Below are 25699 nucleotides of genomic sequence, written 5' to 3'. Positions count from 1 at the left end.
ATTTGCCGCCAACTGCCACATGTGTGCAGAGGTGTCAAAGGCTTTTCCCCTTATGGGCGGATCGCCGGGCATTTGTAAGGATAAAAGGGACCGCATGTTCTGGTCGAAACAGGCAGGTCGGCTGACCGAAGCCGAACGGATTGACCTTGGGGGCAACCCTGATGTGTCCGTCCTGTTGCGCCCGTCGGCACGGGCACGGCGGCTGTCGCTCAGGGTGTCCAAGTTGGATGGCCGCGTAACCCTGACCGTTCCGCATGGTGCCTTGCGTCGCGAGGCAGTGCGTTTCGTCAACGAACGGGCCGATTGGATTCGCAAGCACTTGGCCGACACCAAGCCCGAGCAGCGCCCACATATCGGTGCCACCCTGCCATATCTTGGCCAGCCCCACCTGATTTGCAAGGCCCCCCTGCGCGCAGCCCGGATCCGTGACGGCAAGATCCTTGTGCCGCCAGGCGACGACCGCCAGACCACCGCCCGGATCGAGGCGCTTTTGAAACGCGAGGCACGTGACCGGCTGGCCCGCGCCAGCGACTTTTATGCCGCGCGGGTGGGCCGCGACTTTGGCCGCCTGACCTTGCGCGATACGCGCTCGCGCTGGGGCTCGTGCAGTTCGCAGGGCAACCTGATGTATTCCTGGCGGCTGGTCATGGCCCCCGAACCGGTGCTGGACTATGTCGCCGCGCACGAGGTCGCGCATCTGGTGCACATGGATCACTCCCCCGCCTTCTGGGCGCAAGTCGCGGTGATCTGCCCGGACTACAAGGCCCCGCGCAAATGGCTGCGCGACCATGGTGGCGACCTGCAACGCTATCGTTTTCGCGACTGATCACTGGGGCAGTTGACGCCGCGTGCATTTGTGATCACAGTCGCGTCATGCAGGCCCAGACCCGTCCACAAACCGACACTTCCAGCGCCCATGAACGCGTGTATCGCAGCCTGCGCGCGCGTATCATGCATGGCGAACTGGATCCGGGACAAAGCCTGACCATCCGGGGGATCGGCAAGGAATACGAGGTCTCGATGACCCCGGCCCGCGAAGCCGTGCGCCGATTGGCCGCCGAGGGTGCGCTGACCCTGTCCAGTTCGGGTCGCGTATCGGCCCCCGACTTGACGGCGGAGCGGATTGAGGAACTGGCTGCGTTGCGGTCCTTGCTGGAACCGGAACTGGCTGCGCGCGCCCTGCCCCGCGCCCATATGGCGCTGATCGACCGGCTGCGGGCGATCAATGTTCGGGTGTCGGAATGCGTGACCAAACAGGATGCGGTCGGGTATCTGCGCACCAATCTGGAGTTTCACCGCACGCTCTATCTGCGCGCGCAGGCCCCGGCAATCCTTGCGATGGCCGAAACCGTGTGGCTGCAACTTGGCCCCACCATGCGCGCCCTTTATGCCCGGCGTCAGCGCACCGATCTGCAACGACATCACCGGATGATCCTGTCGGCTCTGGCCGCGGGGGATGAGCCTGCCCTGCGGTTGGCCGTGCGTACGGACGTCACGCAGGGGCTGAAAATGCTGGTGGCGGACTGACGCCCGACTAACCCAGATGGAAGCCCCGGAACTCTTTCACCGTTGACAGGCTGAGCAGCGTTTTCATCTGCGCAAAGGATGGGATCGAGGACAGTCGCTCGCGATACAGCTTCTCGTAATCCTCGGTATTGCGCGCCGCCACCCGCAGCAGATAATCGAAATCACCCGAAATCAGGTGACATTCCAGCACCTCTGGCATGTCCAGTATCGCCGCTTCGAAGGCCTGAATATCTTCCCGCCGCTGACTGACCAGTTTCGCTTCGATGAACACCTGGATTTCAAAGCCGATCGCCTTGCGGTTCAGGCGCGCCGCATAGTTGGTGATCAGCCCGTCTGCCTCAAGCATTTTGACCCGCCGGTGACAGGCGGAAATGGACAGCCCCACCTGGTCAGACAGATTCGACATCGAGATCGCGCCATCCTTTTGCAGAATGGAAAGTATTCTAGTGTCCAGCTTATCCATCGTATATTTTCCGAAAATTCTGATCTGGTTCGTAGTTTTTACGTAAATTATCCTTTCACGCAAGAAAATAAGGAACCTTTTCAAGCAAACCACTGCTAGACTGAAGTTGCTTAACACGTGACACGTTCACCCAAGGGAGGAAGAAAATGTCCAACAAGATCGTCGTCGGATACGATGGCAGCGACAGTTCGAAAGCGACGCTGGATTTCGCCGTCGGGCTGGCCAAATCGCAGGGCGCGGCCATCGTCGTGGCCCATGTGCTGGAATGGTCGCCCTATTCGTTCCTGACACCCAACGAACTCGAGGAACGCCACAAGCGGCGGGCCGAGGAGCTGGAGCGCGCCGAAACCGCCGTGCTGGCCCCGGTCGTCAAAGGGCTGGCTGACAGCGGCGTCACGGTGACAACCGCGCTGAAATATGGCGGCATTGCCGACACGCTGTGTGACATCGTCGAAGCCGAGGGCGCCACGCAGGTGGTGGTCGGGCGCACCGGCCATTCAGGCCTGTCATCGCGCATCTTCGGCTCGGTCGCGGGCACGCTGGCGCAGATTTCGCCGGTGCCGGTCACCATCGTTCCTTAAAAAACAATGCGAACAGGGATAGTCATGAGAAACAGTTTCAAAAAAGCGGCATGGGCCGCACCGGTCATGCTGGCAGCGACGGCGCCCGCATTGGCCCAATCCATGGACCAGAAAATCAATGACGCCTTTGCCAGCTCAACCGGCTGGTTCGTCAACTTCATCTTCAGCCCCTTCCCCGGCACATCCTTCCCCTGGATCGTGGCGTGGCTGGTGATCGCGGCCACGATCTTCACGGTCTATTTCGGCCTGATCCAGTTTCGGGCCTTCCCGCATTCGATCTCGCTGGTGAAAGGGGATTATTCCGACCCCGATGATGCGGGCGAGGTCAGCCACTTCCAGGCGCTCGCCACCGCCCTGTCGGGCACCGTGGGGCTTGGCAACATCGCGGGTGTTGCGGTCGCGGTCGGCATCGGTGGGCCGGGGGCTACGTTCTGGATGATCCTTGCGGGTCTGATGGGCATGGCGTCCAAGTTCACCGAATGTACGCTGGGCGTGAAATACCGGAACGAATATGAAGACGGTACCGTTTCTGGTGGCCCGATGTATTACATGACCAAAGGCTTTGCCGAACGCGGTCTGCCCGCCGGCAAATTCATGGCGGTCTTGTTTTCGGTCTTCTGTATCCTCGGCGCGTTGGGAGGCGGCAACATGTTCCAGGCCAATCAGGCTCACGCACAGATCGCCAATGTGGTCGGTGACTTCCCCGGCTGGATTACCGGCATCGTGTTTGCCGCAATCGTGTTCGCGGTCATCATCGGCGGCTTGAAATCCATCGCCAGCGTGACCGAGAAAGTCGTGCCGTTCATGGGTGTGCTCTATGTGCTGACCGCCGTGGTCATCCTTCTGATGAATGCCGACATGATCGGCTGGGCCTTCGGACAGATCTTTGCAGGCGCCTTCACCGGTCTTGGTGTTGCCGGCGGCATGGTCGGCGCGCTGATCCAGGGCTTCAAGCGGGCCGCGTTTTCGAACGAGGCTGGCGTTGGTTCGGCCGCCATTGCCCACTCGGCCGTGCGCACCAAAGAACCGATCACCGAGGGTTTTGTGTCCCTGCTGGAGCCGTTCATCGATACCGTCGTCATCTGCACCATGACTGCGCTTGTGATCATCATCACCGGCCAGTTGGTCAGCGACCCTGAAACCGGTATGTACCTGCTGAATGAAGGCGGAACGACAATTCAGACCATCGACGGCAATTCGGGCGTGGCGCTGACTTCGGCGGCGTTCTCGTCGACCTTCGGTTGGTTCAAATACGTGCTGGCGATCGCGGTGATCCTGTTCGCCTTCTCGACCATGATCAGCTGGTCCTACTATGGCCTGAAGGCCTGGACCTTCCTGTTCGGCGAAGGTCACACGAAAGAGATCGTCTTCAAAGTGATCTTCTGCATCTTCGTGGTGATCGGTGCCTCGGCCAACCTTGGACCCGTCATCGACTTCTCGGACGCGGCGATCTTCGCCATGGCGGTCGTGAACATCGTGGCGCTGTATTGCCTGATGCCCATCGTGAAGACAGAGCTGAACAGCTATCTGTCACGCCTCAAGTCAGGGGAAATTCGCAAGTTCCACTAATCTGACACTCGAAAGAGCCAAAAACACGAAAGCCACCGGAGCGGTCCGGTGGCTTTCTCTTTGGGGTTGGGATGGCTTTAGGCGTGAATCGCACCATCCCCGCAGGCCAGCGCCGCCTCGCGTACCGCTTCCGAGAAGGTCGGGTGGGCGTGGCAGGTACGGGCCAGATCCTCGGCTGACCCGCCGAACTCCATCAACACGCAGGCCTCGTGGATCAACTCGCCCGCTGCGGGGCCCATGATGTGAACGCCCAACACGCGATCAGTGTCTTTGTCGGCCAGAATTTTCACGAAGCCCTCGCCCTGGAACACTGCCTTCGCGCGGCCATTGCCCATGAAGCTGAATTTGCCGACCTTATAGGCGCGGCCTTCGTCCTTCAGCTGCTCTTCGGTCTTGCCGACAGACGCAACTTCAGGCGCGGTATAGACGACACCCGGAATGACGTCGTAATTCACATGGCCCGCCTGACCGGCGATGGCTTCGGCGACCGCCATGCCTTCGTCTTCGGCCTTGTGCGCCAGCATCGGGCCTTCGATCACGTCGCCAATGGCCCAGATGCCATCGACCGAGGTTTTCCAATGGTCGGTGGCGATCTGCCCGCGCTCGGTCATATTCACACCCAGCGCGTCCAGACCAAGGCCATCCACAAACGGACGACGCCCTGTGGCGACCAGAACGACGTCTGCATCCAGCATCTCTTCCGCGTCATTCTTGCGCAGTTTGTAATGCACTTTGGCCTTGGTCTTGGTGGCATCCACCTTCTGAACCGCCGCGCCCATGACAAATTTAAGTCCCTGTTTCTTCAATGAACGCTGGAAAGTCTTGGCAAGGTCCTTGTCCATCCCCGGTGTGATCATATCAAGGTATTCGACCACCGTGACTTCCGACCCCAATCGCGCATAGACGGACCCCATCTCAAGCCCGATCACACCAGCCCCGATCACGACCATTTTCTTGGGAACTTTCGACAGCTCAAGCGCCCCGGTCGAGGTCACGACGACCTTTTCGTCCACCTCCACACCCGGCAGGCTGGATGGCTCGGACCCAGAGGCAATCACAATGTTTTTGGCGTTGTGGACGTCGTCGCCCACCTTCACCTGACCGGCGACGGGGATTGACGCCCAGCCTTTGATCCAGTCGACTTTGTTCTTCTTGAACAGAAACTCGATGCCCTTGGTGTTCTGGCCGATCACATCGTCCTTATAGGCCAACATAGCCTTCCAATCGACCGAGGGGCTTTTGCCCTTCAGGCCCATTTTCGCGAAGTTGTGCTCAGCCTCGTGCAGGCTGTGGCTTGCGTGCAGCAGCGCCTTGGACGGAATACAGCCGACGTTCAGGCAGGTGCCGCCCAACGTCTCCCGCCCTTCGACACAAGCGGTTTTCAAACCCAGTTGCGCACAACGGATCGCGCAGACATAGCCGCCCGGACCGCCGCCGATGATGATTACGTCATAGTCTGCCATGTGTCGTGTTCCTTTCCTTTGAGGTCTGGGCGTGGCGATGATCAGCCATCGGCCCGCTTACCCCGGAGTAGTCTTGCCTAGTGATATTCATATGAGCGCCGAGATCAACATCACGGTCGTCGCGACGAAGCCCACGAACCAGATCAGCGACCGCCAAGGCGACCAGCCAAACAGGTAAGCGGGAAGATACAAAAGCCGCGCGGCCAGATAGACATAGGCGCATGTTTGGGTCGTCGCGGTGGATTGCCCCGATACGGTGACCACGACCACAGCGGCGGTGAACAAGATCAACCCTTCGAAATGGTTGTTCAACGCCCGCTGCGCACGACCCGCCTTGCCCGTCAACTCACGCGGTCGGTCACGGGGAGAGGCCGCGTATTTTGACCCCACTTGCATCTGTGCCAGCACGGAGTAGATGCAGAACTGGACCACTTGAAACAGAGCCGCGAGGGCGAGGATGGTGAGTTCGGGGGTCATCTTCGCTTCTTCCTACCGCCCGGCATCGCCGGGCAGCGCCCGACCGCCCCCATGGGCGGGCGCTTCTCGCCCACCCGCGGTCGGACGCCGCCCTATGTTACCCGGTTTGATCACAAATCCATCAACAACCGACGCGGATCTTCCAGCGCCTCTTTCACGCGCACAAGGAAGGTCACGGCGCCTTTGCCGTCCACGATCCGGTGGTCATAGGACAGGGCCAGATACATCATCGGGCGGATCACGACCTCGCCGTTGATCGCCATCGGGCGATCCTGGATTTTGTGCATGCCAAGGATGCCCGATTGCGGCGGATTCAGGATCGGCGAGGACATGAGCGAGCCATAGACACCACCGTTCGAGATGGTGAAGGTGCCGCCCTGCATTTCTTCCATCGACAGCTTGCCGTCGCGGGCCTTGCGGCCCTTTTCGGCAATCGCTTTTTCGATCGCGGCAAAGGACATCGCATCAGCATCGTTGATCACCGGAACCACAAGACCCGTGGGCGTGCCAGCGGCGACACCCATGTTCACGTAGTTCTTGTAAACGATGTCGGTGCCGTCGATTTCCGCATTCACTTCGGGCACTTCTTTCAGCGCGTGGCAGCAGGCCTTGGTGAAGAAGGACATGAAGCCCAGACGCACGCCGTGTTTCTTTTCAAACTCGGCTTTGTATTCGTTGCGCAGGGCCATCACCTCGGTCATGTCCACCTCGTTATAGGTGGTCAGCATGGCGGCGGTGTTCTGGCTGTCTTTCAGGCGGCGCGCGATGGTCTGACGCAGACGCGTCATCTTAACGCGTTCCTCGCGCGCGGCATCCCCGGCGGGGCGTGGCGCGGCAGGCGCGGCAGCCGGGGCCGGAGCGGCTTTCGGCGCGGCAACGGCGGCGGCCACGTCATGCTTCATCACGCGACCATCGCGGCCCGTGCCCTGCACGTCGCCCGGTTTCAAACCAGCCTCGGCCATGGCTTTCTTGGCGGAGGGGGCGTCTTCGACATCCTTGCCGGTCGTGGCGGAGGCCTGTGCCGCGGCGGGTTTGGGCGCGGGTTCAACGGTGCCATCCGCGCTGCCGCTGATCACCGCCAGCTTGGCCGACGCATCGACGGTCGTGCCTTCAGGGGCGAGTATCTCGGTCAGGACACCTCCTGCCGGGGCCGGCACTTCTACCGACACTTTATCGGTTTCCAGCTCACACAGCATTTCATCCTGCGCGACAGTATCGCCGACCTGTTTGAACCAGCTGGACACGGTCGCCTCGGTCACGCTCTCGCCCAGGCTTGGCACCATCACATCGACGGCTTGCGCGTCAGAGCTTGCGGGTTTGCTGTCGGCTTTGGCGTCCTGAGCAGGCGCAGGGGCGGCCCCTTCACCTTCGCTGATCGTGGCCAGAAGTGCGTCGACACCCACCGTTTCCCCTTCGGCCGCGACGATCTCGCCCATCACACCGGCGGCGGGGGACGGGACCTCGACCGTCACTTTGTCGGTTTCAAGCTCGCAGAGCATTTCGTCCACGGCCACCGCATCACCGGGTTTCTTGAACCAGGTTGCGACGGTCGCTTCGGTGACGCTTTCGCCCAATGTCGGGACCCTTACTTCAATGCTCATGGCTTAATTTCCTTCCATGTTCAGCGCCGCGTCGACGAGCGCCTCTTGTTGTGCTTTGTGCTGTGATGCCAGACCGGTGGCGGGTGACGCCGATGCCGGACGCCCGGCATAGACGGGCCGCGTATGCTTGGCCCCGATCCGGGTCAGCACCCATTCGATATTCGGTTCGACGAAGAACCAGGCGCCCTGGTTCTTGGGTTCTTCCTGACACCAGACGATCTCGGCCTGTTTGAAGCGTTCCAGTTCCTTGACCACCGACATGGCGGGGAAGGGATAGAACTGCTCAAGCCTCAGCAGATAGATGTCGGTGATGCCGCGGCGGTCGCGTTCTTCCAAGAGGTCGTAGTAGACTTTGCCCGAACACATCACGACGCGCTTGATCTTCTTGTCCGTGACCAGTTTGGCCTCGGACCGGCCGGTGCCATTGTCACGATCACCGTCGTCCCACAATACGCGGTGGAAGCTGGAGCCTTCGGTGAAGTCCTTGGCATCCGACACCGCCAGCTTGTGACGCAGAAGCGATTTCGGCGTCATCAGGATCAACGGTTTGCGATAGCCGCGATGCAACTGGCGGCGCAGAATGTGGAAATAGTTGGCAGGCGTGGTGCAGTTGGCCACGATCCAGTTGTCACCGCCGCACATTTGCAGGAAGCGTTCCAGACGGGCCGAACTGTGTTCCGGCCCCTGCCCTTCATAGCCATGCGGCAAAAGGACGGTCAGGCCGGACATCCGAAGCCATTTTGACTCGCCGGACGAGATGAACTGGTCGAACATGATCTGCGCACCGTTGGCGAAATCGCCGAACTGCGCCTCCCACATCACCAACGCGTTGGGTTCGGCCAGCGAATAGCCGTATTCGAAGCCCAGCACCGCGTATTCCGACAACATCGAGTCGATCACCTCATACCGCGATTGACCCTCGCGGATGTGGTTCAGGGGATAATAGCGTTCTTCCGTGTCCTGGTTGATCAGACCGGAATGGCGCTGGCTGAACGTGCCGCGCGTGGCATCCTGCCCCGACAGCCGCACCGGGAACCCTTCGGTCAGAAGCGACCCGAACGCCAGCGCCTCGCCGGTGGCCCAGTCAAAGCCGGTGCCGGTTTCGAACATCTCTTTCTTGGCATCCAGCAGGCGGCCCACGGTCTTGTGCAGCGGGAAGCCCTCGGGAACCGTGGTCAGCGCCTTGCCGACCTCGGCCAGCGTGTCCGAAGAAATATCGGTCTTGCCGCGCTGATATTCATCGCTTTCGCGTTCCAGATGCGACCAGCGCCCATCCAGCCAGTCGGCCTTGTTGGGCTTGTATTCCTTCCCGGCCTCGAACTCTTCGTTCATCTTGGCCTGGAAGGCAGCTTTCATATCCTCGATCTCGCCCGCCGGGATCAAACCATCCTTGACCAACCGATCGGTATAGATCTGAAGCGTTGTCTGGTGCTTCTTGATCCGCTTGTACATCAGCGGGTTGGTGAACATCGGCTCGTCGCCTTCGTTGTGACCGAAACGGCGATAGCAGAAAATGTCCAGAACCACGTCCTTGTGGAACTTCTGGCGGAACTCGGTCGCGACGCGGGCGGCGTGAACCACGGCTTCGGGATCGTCACCATTCACGTGGAAAATCGGCGCTTCCACCATCAGCGCGATATCCGTTGGATAGGGCGACGAACGGCTGAAATGCGGCGCTGTGGTAAAGCCGATCTGGTTGTTCACAATGATATGCATTGTGCCCCCGGTCTTGTGACCGACCAGACCAGACAGGCCAAAGCCTTCGGCCACAACACCCTGACCGGCAAACGCCGCATCACCATGCAACAAGATCGGCAACACCTGATCGCGGTCTTTGTCGTTCATCTGTTCTTGCTTGGCGCGCACCTTACCCAACACGACTGGGTTCACGGCCTCAAGGTGGGAGGGGTTCGCGGTCAAGCTGAGGTGGACAATGTTGCCGTCAAATTCGCGGTCCGAGCTGGCACCAAGATGGTACTTCACATCGCCAGAGCCATCGACCTCTTCCGGCTTGAAGCTGCCGCCCTGAAACTCGTTGAAAATCGCGCGGTAGGGTTTTTGCAGCACATTGGCCAGAACCGACAGACGACCACGGTGCGGCATCCCAATCACGATGTCTTTCAGGCCCAGCGCACCGCCGCGCTTGATGATCTGCTCCATCGCGGGGATCAGGGCCTCGCCTCCGTCCAGACCGAACCGCTTGGTGCCCATATATTTCACATGCAGGAATTTCTCGAAGCCCTCGGCCTCGACCAGCTTGTTCAGGATGGCTTTACGGCCTTCGCGGGTGAACTTGATCTCGCGGTCAAAGCCCTCGATCCGCTCTTTCAGCCAAGCCGATTGGGCGGGATCGGAAATATGCATGTACTGCAGCGCAAATGTGCCGCAATAGGTGCTTTTCACAATCGCCAGGATCTGCCGCATCGAGGCGACTTCCAGCCCCAGCACGTTGTCGATGAAAATCGGGCGGTCCATATCCGCCTCGGTGAACCCATAGGACGCGGGATCAAGCTCGGGGTGTGGTGTCGTCTCGCGCATGCCCAGCGGGTCAAGATCCGCGACCAGATGGCCCCGAATCCGGTAGGCGCGGATGATCATCAGGGCCCGGATACTGTCCAGCACGGCGCGCCTGACCTGATCATCAGACAGTTGAACGCCCTTTTCAGCCGCCTTCGCTTCGATCTTCTTACCTGCCGATTTCGCTTCGGCCACCGGTTCTTCGGGCCATTGGCCGTCCAACCCGTGAACCCGGTCGCCCGTTGGCATTGGCGGCCAGTCGGTGCGCGCCCAGGACGGCCCGGCCGCTTCGGCGGTCACGTCGCCGCCATCATCCCCAAGCTCGGCAAAAAACGCCTGCCACGCGGCGTCCACCGCGTTCGGGTCCTTCGCATATTGGGCGTAGAGCTGTTCAAGATACTCAGCGTTGTGACCTTGCATGAAGCTTGACGCATGGAAAAGGTCGTTGGGGCTTTGATCCGTCATGGGTTCACCTGAAAAATGAGAGAACACGCGCCCCTGCGTCCAGGGGCGCGCGCCTTGATATTTACTTGCCGATCGCTTCCAGCACGGCCTCGCCCAGCGTGGCGGGGCTGTCGGCAACGACGATGCCAGCCGAACGCATGGCTTCGATCTTGTCCTCGGCTCCACCCTTGCCACCGGCAACGATGGCACCCGCGTGGCCCATGCGACGACCCGGAGGCGCCGTGCGGCCCGCGATGAAGCCTGCGACCGGCTTCCAGCGGCCTTTTTTCTTCTGGTCCGCCAGGAATTCGGCGGCTTCTTCTTCGGCCGAACCACCGATTTCACCGATCATGATGATGCTTTCGGTCTCGTCGTCGTCCAGGAACATATCCAGCACGTCGATATGCTCGGTGCCCTTGATGGGGTCGCCACCGATGCCAACCGCCGTCGACTGGCCGAGGCCAATGTCCGAAGTCTGCTTCACAGCCTCATAGGTCAGGGTGCCGGAACGCGACACAACGCCGACCGAGCCACGCTTGTGGATGTGGCCGGGCATGATGCCGATTTTGCACGCATCGGGCGTGATCACGCCGGGGCAGTTCGGGCCGATCAGGCGCGACTTGGACCCTTCGATGGCGCGCTGCACCTTCATCATGTCCAGAACCGGGATGCCTTCGGTGATGCAGACAATCAGTTCCATCTCGGCGTCAATCGCTTCAAGGATCGAGTCTGCTGCGAAGGGCGGCGGCACGTAAATGACGCTCGCGTTGGCTTCCGTCTTGGCTTTCGCCTCGTGCACCGAGTTGAAGACCGGAAGGTCCAGATGCGTCTGCCCACCTTTGCCCGGCGTCACACCGCCGACCATTTTGGTGCCATACGCAATGGCCTGTTCCGAGTGAAAGGTCCCCTGCGAGCCAGTGAAGCCCTGACAGATTACCTTGGTATTTTCGTCGATGAGGACTGCCATTGTCTTACCCCTTCACCGCTTTCACGATTTTCTCTGCGCCATCCGACAGGTTGTCGGCAGCGATCACATCAACGTCGGAGTTGTTGATGATGTCTTTACCGGCTTCCACGTTGGTGCCTTCCAGACGCACGACCAGTGGAACTTGCAGGCCGACTTCTTTCACCGCCGCGACAACACCTTCGGCGATGACGTCACAGCGCATGATGCCGCCAAAGATGTTCACGAGGATGCCCTTCACGTTGGGATCCGAGGTGATGATCTTGAAAGCTTCAGTGACTTTCTCTTTGGTCGCACCGCCACCAACGTCAAGGAAGTTGGCAGGCTCGGCCCCGTAAAGCTTGATGATGTCCATGGTGGCCATGGCCAGACCGGCCCCGTTCACCATGCAGCCGATTTCTCCGTCCAGCGCGATGTAGTTCAGGTCGTATTTCGACGCTTCCAGCTCTTTCGGGTCTTCTTCGGTCACGTCGCGCAGCTCGGCGATGTCCGGGTGGCGGTAAACCGCGTTGCCATCAAAGCCGACCTTTGCGTCGAGCACCTTCAGATCGCCACCTTCGGCCACGATCAGCGGGTTGATCTCCAGCATCTCCATGTCCTTCTCGACGAAGGCTTGATAAAGCTGACCCATCAGTTTCACGCATTGCTTGACCTGCGCGCCTTCAAGGCCCAGCGCAAACGCGATGCGGCGACCGTGGAAGCCCTGGTAACCCGTTGCGGGGTCAACCGAGAAGGACAGGATCTTTTCGGGGGTGGCGGCTGCCACTTCCTCGATGTCCATGCCGCCTTCGGTCGAGCAGACGAACGAAATACGCGAGGTTTGGCGGTCAACCAGCAGAGCGAGGTAAAGCTCACGCTCAATGCCGGACCCGGCCTCGATATAGATGCGGTTGACTTGCTTGCCGGCCGGTCCGGTCTGGTGCGTAACCAGCGTGCGGCCCAGCATTTTCTTGGCTTCCTCGGCGGCTTCTTCCACCGATTTGGTCAGGCGCACACCGCCTTTTTCGCCAGCGCCAGCTTCCTTGAAGGAACCCTTGCCACGGCCACCTGCGTGGATTTGCGCTTTCACCACCCAAAGGGGGCCGTCGAGTTCACCTGCGGCGGTCTTGGCTTCCTCTGCTCTCAGAACAGCGCGCCCGTCAGAAACAGGGGCACCGTAGGATTTCAGAAGGGCTTTCGCCTGGTATTCATGAATGTTCATGAAATCATCCTATCCAGTTGGTCCATTTGGTCGCGGACACCATGCACAATTGACTGGTCGTTCAAAAACACTTTCTGCGGAAACAGGGGTTTTTTGCGCTAAACCTGCTTTTTTGTGATCACACGCCAAAATGCTGTGATCACAAAACACTTCACCTGCTTACAACCGCCGAAACAACTGATTCTAAAGGCGTGTCGGGAAAACAAAAAAAGGGCGTCCCTGAACGGAACGCCCCGACTTGGTTTCACAGGTCAGATCAAGCCAGCGAGCTGTCGATCCCCTTGCAGGCTTCCACAAGGCCTTTGACGGCATCAACGGATTTGTCGAACATGGCTTGTTCGTCTTTGTCCAGTTTGATGTCGATGACCTTTTCGATTCCGTTGGCACCGATAATGGTTGGCACGCCGACATAGAAGCCGTCCAGCCCATATGCGCCATCCACATAGGCCGCGCAGGGCAGCAGGCGTTTCTGGTCGTGCAGATAGGCTTGAGCCATTTCAATTGCCGAAGCTGCGGGGGCATAATAGGCCGACCCGGTTTTCAGAAGGCCCACGATCTCGGCGCCGCCATCACGAGTGCGCTGAACGATGGCGTCCAGTTTTTCCTGGCTGGTCCAGCCCATGTCCACCAGATCCGGCAGCGGGATGCCACCAACGGTCGAATAGCGGGTCAGCGGCACCATCGTGTCACCATGGCCACCCAGAACAAACGCGGTCACGTCGCGCATGGACACATCGAATTCGACCGACAGGAAGTGACGGAAACGTGCCGAATCCAGCACGCCGGCCATGCCGACCACCTTGTTGTGCGGCAGGCCCGAGAATTCGCGCAGCGCCCAAACCATCGCGTCCAGCGGGTTGGTGATGCAGATCACGAACGCGTTCGGGGCGTGTTCCTTGATGCCTTCGCCGACCGACTTCATAACCTTGAGGTTGATACCCAGAAGATCATCGCGGCTCATGCCCGGTTTGCGCGGCACACCGGCGGTGACGATGCAGACATCAGCGCCAGCAATATCTTCGTAGGATGTGGTGCCCGACAGTGCTGCATCGAACCCTTCGACGGGGCCGCTTTCGGCAATATCCAGCGCCTTGCCTTGCGGGATGCCGTCGGCAATATCGAAAAGAACGACGTCGCCCATTTCTTTCAGGGCGGCAAGGTGGGCAAGAGTGCCCCCGATCATGCCGCTGCCGATAAGCGCAATCTTTGGTCTGGCCATGAGGTTGATCTCCGATCAGTTGTTTTCGGGCGCATGGGTAGTCCTTATCCTGCGTCCGCGCAAGGGTGCCGCGTTGCGGCATAAGGCTGCGCTTGCCCCAATGCGTCATTCGCGATAGCGCTAAAACACTCGTATTCCAGCGGCTTGAGGGACGCGCCATGCCCGAGGTACTGGACCTCACCTTCTTTGTCTTTGCGATCCCCGCAGTGATCTTTGCGGGGATTTCCAAGGGTGGTTTCGGCTCTGGCGCGGCCTTCGCGGCGACGCCGTTGCTGGCTCTGATTCTGGAACCGGGTGCGGCGATCGGGCTGATGTTGCCACTGTTGATGCTGATGGATGTAACTGCGCTGAAACCCTATTGGCGCAAGTGGGACATGCCATCGGCCAAGGCGTTGGTCTTGGGCGCCGTGCCGGGTGTGGCCATCGGCGCGCTCGTGTATTCCATCGCGGACCCGGATGTGTTCCGCCTGTTGATTGGCCTGATCGCGGTCGGCTTCGTCGCGTTTCAGGCCGCCCGCGCGCGGGGTCTTATCACGCCCGCATCCCACCCGATGTCAACCGGGCTTGGCGGGTTTTGGGGGTTGATCGCCGGGTTTACCAGTTTCATCAGCCATGCGGGCGGCCCCCCTGCGGCGGTGTTCCTGTTGTCACGTCGGTTGGACAAAACCACGTTTCAGGCCACGACCGTGATCAGTTTCTGGGCGATCAACCTTATGAAATTCGTGCCTTATTTCGCGTTGGGGATATTTACCTGGCAGACAGCCAAGGCCAATCTGTTCCTGATCCCCTTTGCCATACTTGGTGTCTGGATCGGTGTTCACATGCACCATCGTCTGTCCGAGAGGGGCTTCTTTGCCTTAACCTATCTGTTCCTGATCATCACTGGCACGAAGCTGATCTGGGATGGTCTGACGTAACCGTCCGAGGTACGCGGCTCCAAGAAATTTCTGCGATGCGGCAAATCCACCCTTGCGGAATGGTGCGCAGATGTGGTCCCTTGCGCAACAATATTGCGGAGGCTCAGAATCATGTCCACTCGTCCCTATCGTTCCGTCCTGTATATCCCCGGCTCGAAAGAGCGCGCGCTGGAGAAAGCGCGTACCCTGCCCGCTGACGCGATCATATTTGACCTGGAAGACGCCGTCGCGCCGGACGCCAAAATCGAGGCCCGCGCGACTCTGAAAGCCGAGCTGGACAAAGGCGGATACGGCAATCGCGCGAAGATCGTGCGGATCAACGGGTTTGACACGGCATGGGGCAAAGACGATGTGGCGGCGTTTGTCGGGGCCGATATCGACGCGGTCCTGATGCCGAAAGTGGACAGCCCGGCGCAACTGGACGAATTGGCCAGTCTGATCCCCGATGTGGACCTCTGGGCGATGATGGAAACGCCGCTGGGCATGCTGAACGCCGCCCAGATCGCCGCCCACCCGCGCCTGAAGGGGTTCGTGATGGGCACGAACGACTTAGCCAAGGAACTCAACACCCGGTTCCGCGCTGATCGTTTGCCGATGATGGGCGGGCTGCATCTGTGCCTATTGGCGGCCAAGGCGCATGGCGTGGTGATCGTGGATGGCGTCTATAATGCTTTCAAGGACGACGAGGGGCTGAAGGCGGAATGCGATCAGGGCCGCGACATGGGGATGGACGGTAAAACCCTGATCCACCCCGCTCAGTTAGAGATCGCAAACACCGCCTTTGCGCCCTCCGACACCGAAATCGACTTGGCCCGCCGCCAGATCGCCGCCTTCGAAGAAGCCGAAGCCTCGGGCCAGGGCGTCGCAGTTGTGGATGGTAAAATCGTCGAAAACCTGCATGTTGTGACGGCAAAGGGACTTCTGGCCAAGGCACACGCTATTGCCAAAATGGCCGGCTAACGCGGAGAACACACATGACCATCATGATCATCGGCATCGCCCTTTGGTATGCCGGGCATTTCTGGAAACGCGCCCTGCCCGCCCGCCACGCAGCGATGGGGGACAAAGCCAAGGGCGTTTCGGCCCTGATCCTTGTGGTCGGCATTATCCTGATGGTGATCGGGTATCGCAGCGTCGAAAGCTATGACCTGTTTGCCTACCCCTCTTTCCTGAAACATATCAACAACCTGGCAATCTTGATCGCGATCTATTTCATGAGCCCCGGCCCGTCGAAAGGCGCGCTGTTTTACAAGATGCGCCATCCAATGCTGACCGGATTCATCATCTGGGCCGTCGCGCATATCGTTGTGAACCCAGACCCAGCCTCGATCATCCTGTTCGGCGCGCTGACGATTTGGGCGGTGGCCGAGATCATCGTGATCAACCGGGCCGAGCCGGAATGGACACCCAACTCCAAGGGCACCATCGCGAAGGATGGAATGTTCCTTGGCGCGTCCGTGGTTTTGACGCTGATCATCGGCTATATTCACGGGCTTGTTGGCCCGTCGCCTTTCGGTATGTGAGCCATGAAACTCTATCGCCTGCTGACCGAAGATGACACCTCGGCCTTCTGCCACAAAGTCACCGCCGCCCTGAACAAGGGGTGGGAACTGCATGGCGACCCCGCCTATGCCCATGATGCCGCGACCGGCAAGATGCGCTGCGCGCAAGCGGTGGTGAAGGTCGTCCCCGGCGACTACACGCCCGACACGAAACTGGGAGATTACTGATGGCGAAAACCAACCCCGGCCGCTTTTTTGAGGATTACAAGCTGGGCGACGTGATCCACCACGCGGTGCCGCGCACCGTGGCCGAAGGGGAACGTGCGCTGTATCACGCGCTGTATCCGGCTCGTCATGCGCTCTATTCCTCGGACGAGTTCGCGGGCAATTGCGGGCTGGATGGGTCGCCGATCGACGACTTGATCGCGTTTCACATCGTGTTCGGCAAGACCGTTCCCGACATTTCACTGAACGCAGTGGCGAACCTTGGCTATGCCGAAGGCCGATGGCTGAAGCCGGTTTATCCGGGTGACACGCTGCGGTCGTCATCCGAGGTGATCGGGTTGAAACAGAACTCCAACGGGAAATCGGGCGTGGTCTGGGTGCGCACGCGCGGTGTGAACCAGATGGACGAACCGGTGTTGGACTATGTGCGCTGGGTGATGGTGCGCAAGGGCGACCTGAATGCGCCCGCGCCCGACACGGTGATCCCCGATCTGAAACCCACGCTGGACGCGGGCGATTTTGTGATCCCCGCCGGGCTGTCTTTCGAAGATTATGATTTCACGCTGGCCGGTGAACCGCATCGCTGGGGCGACTATGAGATTGGCGAAAAGATCGACCACGTGGACGGTGTGACCGTCGAAGAAGCGGAACACATGCTGGCCACGCGCCTGTGGCAGAACACGGCCAAGGTCCATTTCGACGCCACCTTCCGGCCAGACGGGAAGCGGCTGATCTATGGCGGTCACGTGATTTCGATGGCGCGGGCCTTGTCCTTCAACGGGTTGGCGAATGCGCAGATGATCGTCGGATTGAATGGCGGGGCACATGCAAACCCCTGCTTCGCGGGCGACACGATCCGCGCCTGGTCCGAAGTTCTGGACAAGGCCGACACCGACGCACCGGGCGTGGGGGCCGTGCGGCTTCGGTTGGTGGCAGCAAAGCACGGTGCGCCGGCATTCTCGCTGAAAGGTGAAGATGGCAAATACCACCCCGACGTGATGCTGGACCTTGATTACTGGGCCTTGATGCCGAAATAGGGGACGCATTGCGAAACCGGTTCGGCGCGCATGCCGCTTTGCAGCATTTTCGTCGGATTGCCCTATATTTTCGGTCGGATATACAGCCACGCCTCTTGTGATCACAAGATTAATTTTTGTGATCACAAGGTGCAAATTTCAGGCGTGTTAGCGCAAATTCAGCCCGTTTTGCCATCCTTAAAGCGTGACTCTGCACCGCAAATGGCGCTATTCCTGTCTCAACAGTCGCAACAGACAGAAGGAGGCCGCCATGGCCGACGTGAATAGGGGCAATCGCCCCCTTTCCCCGCATCTGCAGATTTACCGCCCGCAGCTGACCTCCATGACCTCGATCTTCGCCCGGATCACCGGCGTCGCCCTTTTGGGGGCAGCGATCCTGGTCGTGTGGTGGTTTTTCGCGGCGGCGATGGGCCCTGGGTACTATGACTTTGTGAACGGGCTCATGACCTCGTTCATCGGGGATGTGATCATGTTCCTGGCGCTCTGGGCTTTGTGCTACCACGCCTTGTCCGGCCTGCGACACCTGATCTGGGACATCGGCATCGGGCTGGAGGTCGACACCGCCGAGAAGATGGGCCTTGGCGTCATCTTCGGTTCCGTCATTCTGGCGATCATTGTCGCCATCATCGTGTAAGGGGGCAGACATGCATTACCTGACCGACCGCAAACGTGCCGAGGGCAAAGGGGCTTCCGGCTCTGGCACCGAACATTTTTGGGGCCAGGCCATTTCCGCCGTTGGCCTTCTGATCCTGATGCCGCTGTTCGCGCTGACCTTCGGCAGCGCGCTTGGGCTGCCGTATGAAGAGGCCGTGGCCTATTACCACCGCCCCTTCCCCGCCATCATCGCCGCCATGACGCTTGTGACCGCGATGGTACACTTCCGTCACGGCATTCAGGTCGTGATCGAGGATTATTCGCGCGGCGTGACCAAGAAGGCGCTCGTGATCCTCAGCACGGCGCTGGCCTATACAACACTTGCGGTTGGCCTTTATGGTCTGGCCCGCATCGCCTTTTAAGACCGGAGAGCAACCCAAATGGCAGCTTACGAATACGAAACGCACGAATATGACGTGGTCGTGGTCGGTGCCGGCGGCGCTGGTCTGCGCGCGACGCTTGGCATGGCCGAACAAGGTCTGCGCACCGCTTGCGTAACCAAGGTTTTTCCGACCCGCTCACATACGGTTGCAGCCCAGGGCGGCATCGCCGCGTCCCTGTCCAACATGGGCCCGGACAACTGGCAGTGGCATATGTATGACACGGTGAAAGGCTCGGACTGGCTGGGCGACACCGACGCGATGGAATATCTGGCCCGTGAAGCCCCCAAGGCGGTTTACGAGCTTGAGCATTACGGCGTCCCCTTCTCGCGCACCGAAGAAGGCAAGATCTATCAACGTCCCTTCGGCGGCCACACCACCGAATTTGGCGACGGCCCACCCGTGCAACGGACCTGTGCGGCCGCCGACCGGACCGGCCACGCAATCCTGCATACGCTGTATGGGCAATCTCTGAAGAACAACGCGGAGTTCTATGTCGAATACTTCGCCATCGACCTGATCATGTCCGAAGACGGGCAATGTCAGGGCGTTGTCTGCTGGAAGCTCGACGATGGCACGATGCACGTTTTCAACGCCAAGATGGTCGTACTGGCCACGGGTGGTTACGGACGCGCCTTCTTCTCGGCGACCTCGGCCCACACCTGCACCGGCGACGGTGGCGGCATGGTGGCGCGCGCAGGTCTGGCCTTGCAAGATATGGAGTTCGTGCAGTTCCACCCGACCGGCATCTACGGCTCGGGTTGCCTGATCACCGAAGGTGCGCGTGGCGAAGGCGGCTATCTGGTCAACAGCGAAGGCGAACGGTTTATGGAGCGGTACGCGCCCCAATACAAAGACCTTGCCCCGCGTGACTACGTCTCCCGCTCGATGACCATGGAAATCCGCGAAGGCCGTGGTGTGGGCGCCGAGAAAGATCACATCTATCTGCACCTCGATCACCTGCCCGCCGAGGCGCTGGCTGAACGCCTGCCCGGTATTTCGGAAAGTGCGAAGATCTTTGCGGGTGTCGACGTGACCAAGGAACCGATCCCGGTTCTGCCGACCGTGCATTACAACATGGGCGGCATTCCCACGAACTATTGGGGCGAGGTGTTGAACCCGACCAAGGACGACCCGACCGCGGTCGTGCCCGGCCTGATGGCTGTGGGTGAAGCGGGCTGCGCCTCGGTGCATGGGGCCAACCGTCTTGGGTCGAACTCTCTGATCGACCTTGTGGTCTTTGGCCGTGCCGCCGCGATCCGTGCAGGCAAGGTGGTGGATGCAGAAGCGTCGAACCCGGTTCTGAACCAGGCGTCCGTTGACAAGGCCTTCGATCGTTTTGACGGTTTGCGCAATGCCAGCGGCGCGGTTCCGACCGCCGAGCTTCGTCTTGAGATGCAGAAAACCATGCAGGCCGACGCCGCCGTTTTCCGCACCGCCAAGACCCTCAAGGAAGGCGTCGAGAAGATGACCAAGGTGGCTGCCAAGCTGGACGATCTTGCCGTCACCGACCGGTCGCTGGTCTGGAATTCGGACCTGATGGAGACGCTGGAACTGACCAACCTTATGCCCAACGCGCTGGCCACCATCCACGGCGCCGAAGCCCGCCACGAAAGCCGCGGCGCCCACGCGCACGAGGACTTCCCCGAGCGCGACGACAAGAAATGGCGCGTGCACACCGTCAGCCGCGTCGATGGCACCAAGGTTGATCTGAGCTATCGCCCCGTCATCACCGACCCGCTGACCACCGAGAACGAAGGTGGCATCGCCTTGAAGAAAATCGCGCCCAAAGCGCGGACGTTCTAAGGAGGACACGATATGGTTCAATTCAGACTTCCGAAGAACTCGACCATCCGCACCGGCAAGACATGGCCGAAGCCCGCAGGCGCGACCAATATCCGCAAGTTCCAGATTTACCGCTGGACCCCGGATGATGGCGAAAACCCGCGCGTCGACACCTATTTCGTCGACATGGACACCTGCGGCCCGATGGTTCTGGACGCGCTGATCAAGATCAAGAACGAGATTGATCCGACCCTGACCTTCCGCCGGTCCTGCCGCGAAGGCATCTGTGGGTCCTGCGCAATGAACATCGACGGGATCAACACGCTGGCCTGTATCTATGGCATGGACGAGGTGAAGGGCGATGTGAAAATCTATCCTCTGCCGCACATGCCTGTGGTGCGCGACCTGATCCCGGACCTGACGCATTTCTATGCGCAGCACGCCTCGATCATGCCGTGGCTCGAGACCAAGACCAACCGCCCGGCGAAAGAGTGGAAGCAGTCGATCGAGGATCGCAAGAAGCTGGATGGGCTGTATGAATGCGTGATGTGCGCCAGTTGTTCGACTTCGTGCCCCAGCTATTGGTGGAACGGGGACCGGTATCTTGGCCCCGCCGCCCTTCTGCATGCCTATCGCTGGATCATCGACTCGCGCGATGAGGCGACCGGGGAACGGCTGGACGAACTGGAAGATCCGTTCAAGCTCTATCGCTGCCACACCATCATGAACTGCGCCAAGACTTGCCCGAAGGGATTGAACCCGGCCAAGGCCATCGCGTCGATCAAGAAAATGATGGTCGAACGCACGCTGTGATGGGCGACATCCTTCATGCAATTTTGTTGGCCGCCCTTGCCGGGGCGGCCATTCCATTTGGGGCGTGGCTTGCAGGGTTCGACCGCCTTCTGCCCGGCACGTTGCGCAACGAAGCCAATCACTGGGTCATGGCGTTCGGTGCGGGCGCGCTTCTGTCCGCCGTCGCTCTTGTGCTGATCCCCGAAGGGATCGAACGGGTGCCCGGTCTTGTTGCCCTGCTGCCGCTGGTCCTGGGGGCCGTGGCGGCACTGGCGGCGGATGTTGCCTTGTCACGTCGGGGCGGGTCCAAGGCGCAATTCATGGCGATGCTGATGGATTTCATCCCTGAAGCCATCGCCATGGGTGCGATCCTGACCGCCGATCCCAACCTTGCGGTTTTGCTGGCGGTCCTGATCGGGGCGCAGAACATGCCCGAAGGGTTCAATGCGGATCGGGAACTTGCAGCATCCGCAGGTACTTCGCGCAAGACACGCCTGTTGTTGTTTCTTGCCCTTGTGCCTGTGGGACCGTTAGCCGCGGTGATGGGCATCACGCTGTTCTCAAGCCTTCCAACAGTTTTGGGCGGGCTGATGCTGTTTTCGGCAGGCGGTATCCTCTATCTGATGTTCCAGGACATCGCGCCGCAAGTGCCGGTTGACCGACACTGGTCCCCGCCACTTGGGGCGATACTGGGATTTGCCTTCGGGCTGGGTGGGCATATCCTGACCCTATGACAGGATATTCCGGCACATCTTTGGCAAAAAAGCTCGGCTTGAAAGACGGCCAGCGGGTGGCGTGGCTGAACCGCCCTGCGGCGCTGGACCACCTTGTGAAAAGCCGCGCCTTTGCCACGATCGAGGACTGCACCACAGGCACCCTGCGCGGGCCCTATGATCTGATCCACATGTTTACCGACAGCCGGGCTGCTTTCGAGGCTGCGCTGCCAAGCCTGCTCGCAGCGTTGCAAAAGGACGGCATGATCTGGATTTCATGGCCCAAGAAAGCATCAAAACAGCCGACGGACATGACCGAGGATGTGATCCGCGATCTCGCGCTGCGCACGACACTTGTCGACGTAAAGGTTTGCGCCGTGGACGACATCTGGTCGGGTTTGAAACTGGTCATCCGCAAGTTGCATCGCGCCGCACATGGCCAGTATCATTGACGGGGTCATTCGCGCGCGCGCAGCACCCGTGCCGGTCGCGCAGACAGCGGACGCCAGGCATAGACAAGCCCGGCCAGTACGGTGGCAACCACTCCGCCTGACACGATGGCGATGGCGTTCGCGGCGTCAAAGACGAACCGTTCTTCCATGATGTAATGGGTGACCGCCCATCCAGCCAGCCCACCCGCCAGCACCGCCACAGCCCCCGCAGCTGCCCCCAGCACCGCCGAGCGGATGGCGAAATTTGTCAGGATCGCAGGGCGCGTTGCCCCAAGGGTTTTCAGCACCGCCGCTTCATAGGTGCGCGCACGCTCCCCCGCCGCCGCCGCCCCCATCAAGACGACGAACCCGGTCAACAGGGTCGCCAGCGCACCATAGGTGATCGCGGCGGCCACCTGCCCCATGATCCCCGTCACCTGCGTGATCGCATCCCGCACCGAGATCAGCGTGATATTCGGATAGGTCCGGCCCAGGTCGCGCAGGATCGCCGCCTCTCCGTCCGCATCGGAATAGATCGTCGCTATATAGCTGTGCGGGGCGCCCGACAGCGCCGAAGGGTTCATGGTCATCACAAACCCCATCCCGGCCTGGCTGAAATCGACCTCACGCAAGCTGGTGATCGTGCCGGTGATGTCGCGCCCCAAAATGTTCACGGTCAGGCTGTCGCCAAGGCCGATGCCCATCTCTTCGGCCTCTTCCGCGGCAAAGCTGATCTGCGGCGGGCCTTGGTAATCTTCGGGCCACCATTCACCTTCGACGACGTTGGTGCGGGTCGGGGTATCGGAATAGGTCAGGCCCCGATCCCCGCGCACCACCCAATGGCCACCGGCCACCTCGCGCGCCGGGCGGTCGTTGATCCGGGTGATCATGCCACGCAGCATGGGTGCGGTGTCGATGCGACTGACCAACGGGTCACCTTCAAGCCGGGTCTTCACACCGTCAATCTGGTCGGGTTGGATGTCGACCACGAAAAAGCTGGGCGCCACGTCGGGCAGGTCGCGGGCGATCGCGCCGCGCAGATTGTTGTCGATCTGCCCCACCGCGGCCAGCACCGCGAGGCCGAGCCCCAGTGATAGCACAACCGCTCCGGCCTCACCACCCGGACCGCCAACCGCGCCAAGGGCCATCCGCAGGGTGGGCCACCCGCGCATGGCTTTGCGGTGCCCGACCCAGCGCGACACCCAGCGCACCCCAAGCCCGGTCAGCACCAGCGCAGCGAAAGCGCCCGCCAGACCGATGAAGCTCCACATCGCCAGGCGTGGCATCCCGGACAAGGTCGCCGCCGACCAGATCAGCAGCGCCAGCAAGGCCAGGCAGATCCCGATGAACAAGGGGCGTGGCAGGCGATTGCTACCAAGGGCAGCATCGCGAAACAGCGCCGCGGCCTTCACATCCTCGGTTCTGGCAAGTGGCCACAGGGTGAACAGCAGCGCCGCCAGCACGCCATAAAGCGCCGCCTCGGCCAGAGGGCGGGCATAGATCTTGATCTCGGCCGTGATGGGCAACACGTCTTCGATCAGGGGCGCCAGCGCCAATGGCACCACGGTCCCGAAAAACAAACCCAGGGAAAGGCCGATTAGGGTCAAAATGCCGATTTGCAGGAAATATGTAAGAAAGATCGTCTGTTTGTCGGCACCCAACGCGCGCAAGATCGCAATTGTGCTGGTTTTTTCGTCCAGATAGGCACGCACAGCGGCCGAAATCCCGACCCCGCCGACGGTCAGCCCGGCCAATCCGACCAGCACAAGAAACGCGCCCAGCCGGTCGACCAGACGCCGCATGCCGGGCGCCCCATTGCGGGCATCCTGCCACCGCGCGCCGTTTGGTTCGAGCGTCGGCATGGTTGCGGCATAAAGCTGATCAAGGTTTTGACCCGGCGCCATTCGCATCTTGTACTGGCTGTTGAACAACGTGCCTTCGGCCAGCAAACCTGATCCGTCCAACGCCGTCCGCCGCACGATGGTGCGCGGGCCAAGGCTGAACCCGCCGCTGGCATTGTCCGGCTCTTTCACCAATTCGGCCATCAGGACAAATTCGGTCTCGCCCAGTTGGAACCAGTCACCCAAGGACAGGCCCAGCCGGTTGATCAGAAGATCATCCATCACCGCTCCGGGCCGCCCGTTCTGACCATCCAGCGCCGTGGACAGGTTGATCGGTGGGTCCAGTTCCACCACCCCGACCAGCGGATAAGCGTCATCGACGGCCTTGATCTGTGTCAGCCCACGCTCATCCCCCACCACGGCCATGGACCGGAAATCGGCCATCACGGTCATCTTGTCGCTTTCGGACGTCAGAACCGCAAACTCGGCGGCGTCGGCGAACCGATAGGTGAACGACACAGACGCGTCGCCCCCCAGCAGAACCGCCCCTTGCGCAGCCAACCCTGCCCGAAGCCCTTCGCGCACACTGCCCACACCGGCAATCGCGGCGACGCCCAGCACTAGACAGGCAAGGAAGATGCGAAACCCGCGCGTGCCGCCGCGCATCTCGCGCCGGGCCAGACGCAGCGCCATGCTCAGCGACTGCATCATACCAGCACCCCGTCCTGGATCTGAAGAATCCGGTCGCAGCGTTCGGCCAGTTCGGGCGCGTGGGTGACAAGGATCAGGGTGGCACCATGGCGGTCGCGCAGGCCGAACAGCAGGTCCATGATCGCCGCACCGGTCTTGCCGTCCAGATTGCCGGTTGGCTCATCCGCCAGCAGAATTTCGGGGCGCGGTGCGGCCGCCCGGGCCAGTGCCACCCGCTGTTGTTCCCCGCCCGACATCTGGCTTGGATAATGATCCAGCCGATGCGACAGGCCGACCGCAGTCAGTTCTTCCTCGGCCCGTTCGAACGCGTCCCGCACACCGGCCAGTTCCAGGGGCGTCGCCACGTTCTCCAGCGCCGTCATGGTGGGGATAAGGTGGAAAGATTGGAACACCACCCCCATATGATCCCTGCGGAACCGGGCAAGATCGTCTTCGCCCATCGCGCTCAGGTTCTGACCCAACACGGTCACGCTGCCACTGCTGGCTTGTTCAAGCCCGCCCAGCACCATGAGGAGAGATGATTTGCCCGACCCCGACGGCCCTGTCAGCCCCAGCGTTTCGCCCGCCATCACACGCATGTCGATCCCCTTGAGGATCTCGGTCCGTCCGGCATTATGTCCAAGCGTCAGGCGGGCGTCGGTCAGGGCGATGATCGGCTTGGACATGGGATTTCCTGTAAGGGGTA

At 60.7% G+C, this 25699-nt stretch carries 25 protein-coding genes; 15 read left to right on the top strand and 10 right to left on the bottom strand.

The genetic code is table 11. The features are described from left to right. The first annotated feature begins 94 nt into the window (after positions 1-94). Together MUY21_RS06355 and MUY21_RS06350 are read left to right on the top strand one after the other, a co-directional pair. Positions 95-826, top strand: a complete 732-nt coding sequence (locus MUY21_RS06355) for a SprT family zinc-dependent metalloprotease (RefSeq protein WP_248409492.1) — start codon at positions 95-97, stop codon at positions 824-826. A 47-nt stretch (positions 827-873) separates the two neighbouring features. Further along, entirely contained in the window at positions 874-1527 is a 654-nt protein-coding gene (locus tag MUY21_RS06350; protein ID WP_248409491.1) for a GntR family transcriptional regulator, read from the top strand. Between the two features lie 7 nt (positions 1528-1534). On the opposite strand, the gene MUY21_RS06345 is transcribed toward MUY21_RS06350, so the two are convergent. Further along, entirely contained in the window at positions 1535-1990 is a 456-nt protein-coding gene (locus MUY21_RS06345) for an Lrp/AsnC family transcriptional regulator (RefSeq protein WP_191286236.1), read from the bottom strand. Between the two features lie 146 nt (positions 1991-2136). Here MUY21_RS06345 and MUY21_RS06340 point away from each other — a divergent pair, with 146 nt between their 5' ends. Further along, positions 2137-2571 (top strand): universal stress protein, encoded by a 435-nt coding sequence (locus tag MUY21_RS06340; protein ID WP_191286235.1) that lies wholly within the window; start codon positions 2137-2139, stop codon positions 2569-2571. 24 nt (positions 2572-2595) lie between these two features. Continuing rightward, positions 2596-4140 carry an alanine/glycine:cation symporter family protein gene (locus MUY21_RS06335; RefSeq protein ID WP_248409490.1) on the top strand — a complete coding sequence of 515 codons (1545 nt, stop codon included), beginning with the start codon at positions 2596-2598 and terminating at the stop codon, positions 4138-4140. A gap of 77 nt (positions 4141-4217) precedes the next feature. Here MUY21_RS06335 and lpdA read toward each other — a convergent pair whose 3' ends face one another. From lpdA to mdh, 7 genes are all read right to left on the bottom strand, one after another. Continuing rightward, positions 4218-5603: a dihydrolipoyl dehydrogenase gene (lpdA, locus tag MUY21_RS06330; RefSeq protein ID WP_248409489.1), complete on the bottom strand. Its 1386-nt coding sequence runs from the start codon at positions 5601-5603 to the stop codon at positions 4218-4220. 87 nt (positions 5604-5690) lie between these two features. After that, positions 5691-6080: an MAPEG family protein gene (locus MUY21_RS06325; RefSeq protein ID WP_248409488.1), complete on the bottom strand. Its 390-nt coding sequence runs from the start codon at positions 6078-6080 to the stop codon at positions 5691-5693. A 110-nt stretch (positions 6081-6190) separates the two neighbouring features. Further along, entirely contained in the window at positions 6191-7681 is a 1491-nt protein-coding gene (gene odhB, locus MUY21_RS06320; protein ID WP_248409487.1) for a 2-oxoglutarate dehydrogenase complex dihydrolipoyllysine-residue succinyltransferase, read from the bottom strand. A gap of 3 nt (positions 7682-7684) precedes the next feature. Next, positions 7685-10663, bottom strand: coding sequence for a 2-oxoglutarate dehydrogenase E1 component (locus MUY21_RS06315; protein WP_248409486.1), 2979 nt, complete (start codon positions 10661-10663; stop codon positions 7685-7687). A 61-nt stretch (positions 10664-10724) separates the two neighbouring features. Then, a complete protein-coding gene (sucD, locus tag MUY21_RS06310; RefSeq protein ID WP_248409485.1) occupies positions 10725-11609 on the bottom strand; it encodes a succinate--CoA ligase subunit alpha in 885 nt (294 codons plus the stop codon). A 4-nt stretch (positions 11610-11613) separates the two neighbouring features. Next, entirely contained in the window at positions 11614-12807 is a 1194-nt protein-coding gene (gene sucC, locus MUY21_RS06305) for an ADP-forming succinate--CoA ligase subunit beta (RefSeq protein WP_248409484.1), read from the bottom strand. 256 nt (positions 12808-13063) lie between these two features. Then, positions 13064-14026: a malate dehydrogenase gene (mdh, locus tag MUY21_RS06300; RefSeq protein WP_248409483.1), complete on the bottom strand. Its 963-nt coding sequence runs from the start codon at positions 14024-14026 to the stop codon at positions 13064-13066. 158 nt (positions 14027-14184) lie between these two features. On the opposite strand from mdh, the gene MUY21_RS06295 reads away from it, so the two are divergent. The 11 genes from MUY21_RS06295 to MUY21_RS06245 all read left to right on the top strand — a co-directional run bounded on the left by MUY21_RS06295 (position 14185) and on the right by MUY21_RS06245 (position 22483). Continuing rightward, on the top strand, positions 14185-14943 hold the full coding sequence (locus MUY21_RS06295; RefSeq protein ID WP_248409482.1) for a sulfite exporter TauE/SafE family protein: 759 nt from the start codon (positions 14185-14187) through the stop codon (positions 14941-14943). A gap of 111 nt (positions 14944-15054) precedes the next feature. Next, the gene (locus tag MUY21_RS06290; protein WP_248409481.1) at positions 15055-15903 is read left to right on the top strand and encodes a CoA ester lyase; all 849 of its coding nucleotides are present in this window, start codon (positions 15055-15057) and stop codon (positions 15901-15903) included. 14 nt (positions 15904-15917) lie between these two features. After that, positions 15918-16466, top strand: a complete 549-nt coding sequence (locus MUY21_RS06285) for an NnrU family protein (RefSeq protein WP_248409480.1) — start codon at positions 15918-15920, stop codon at positions 16464-16466. A 3-nt stretch (positions 16467-16469) separates the two neighbouring features. Next, the gene (locus tag MUY21_RS06280; protein ID WP_191286222.1) at positions 16470-16673 is read left to right on the top strand and encodes a DUF1737 domain-containing protein; all 204 of its coding nucleotides are present in this window, start codon (positions 16470-16472) and stop codon (positions 16671-16673) included. Further along, positions 16673-17707 carry a MaoC family dehydratase gene (locus MUY21_RS06275; RefSeq protein WP_248409479.1) on the top strand — a complete coding sequence of 345 codons (1035 nt, stop codon included), beginning with the start codon at positions 16673-16675 and terminating at the stop codon, positions 17705-17707. Before MUY21_RS06280 ends, MUY21_RS06275 begins: the two co-directional genes overlap by 1 nt. A 250-nt stretch (positions 17708-17957) precedes the next feature. Then, a complete protein-coding gene (gene sdhC, locus MUY21_RS06270) occupies positions 17958-18341 on the top strand; it encodes a succinate dehydrogenase, cytochrome b556 subunit (RefSeq protein ID WP_191286220.1) in 384 nt (127 codons plus the stop codon). 10 nt (positions 18342-18351) lie between these two features. Next, complete coding sequence (sdhD, locus tag MUY21_RS06265) at positions 18352-18723, top strand: succinate dehydrogenase, hydrophobic membrane anchor protein (protein ID WP_191286219.1); 372 nt, start codon at positions 18352-18354, stop codon at positions 18721-18723. 18 nt (positions 18724-18741) lie between these two features. Next, complete coding sequence (gene sdhA / locus MUY21_RS06260) at positions 18742-20547, top strand: succinate dehydrogenase flavoprotein subunit (protein WP_248409478.1); 1806 nt, start codon at positions 18742-18744, stop codon at positions 20545-20547. 12 nt (positions 20548-20559) lie between these two features. After that, positions 20560-21339 (top strand): succinate dehydrogenase iron-sulfur subunit, encoded by a 780-nt coding sequence (locus MUY21_RS06255; RefSeq protein ID WP_191286217.1) that lies wholly within the window; start codon positions 20560-20562, stop codon positions 21337-21339. Beyond that, positions 21339-22052 (top strand): hypothetical protein, encoded by a 714-nt coding sequence (locus MUY21_RS06250; RefSeq protein WP_248409477.1) that lies wholly within the window; start codon positions 21339-21341, stop codon positions 22050-22052. Before MUY21_RS06255 ends, MUY21_RS06250 begins: the two co-directional genes overlap by 1 nt. Then, a complete protein-coding gene (locus tag MUY21_RS06245; protein WP_248409476.1) occupies positions 22049-22483 on the top strand; it encodes a hypothetical protein in 435 nt (144 codons plus the stop codon). Before MUY21_RS06250 ends, MUY21_RS06245 begins: the two co-directional genes overlap by 4 nt. 5 nt (positions 22484-22488) lie before the next feature. Here the strand turns inward: MUY21_RS06245 and MUY21_RS06240 are convergent, their stop codons facing one another. After that, positions 22489-25014, bottom strand: a complete 2526-nt coding sequence (locus MUY21_RS06240; protein WP_248409475.1) for an FtsX-like permease family protein — start codon at positions 25012-25014, stop codon at positions 22489-22491. Then, positions 25011-25679: an ABC transporter ATP-binding protein gene (locus tag MUY21_RS06235; protein ID WP_248409474.1), complete on the bottom strand. Its 669-nt coding sequence runs from the start codon at positions 25677-25679 to the stop codon at positions 25011-25013. The genes MUY21_RS06240 and MUY21_RS06235 overlap by 4 nt, the downstream gene beginning before the upstream one ends. Positions 25680-25699: the final 20 nt, after the last annotated feature.

This window comes from Aliiroseovarius sp. S2029, assembly GCF_023195575.1.
Lineage (GTDB): Bacteria > Pseudomonadota > Alphaproteobacteria > Rhodobacterales > Rhodobacteraceae > Aliiroseovarius > Aliiroseovarius zhejiangensis.
Note: the sequence above shows the minus strand (reverse complement) of the source record. Positions and strands in the feature narration are given on the sequence as shown.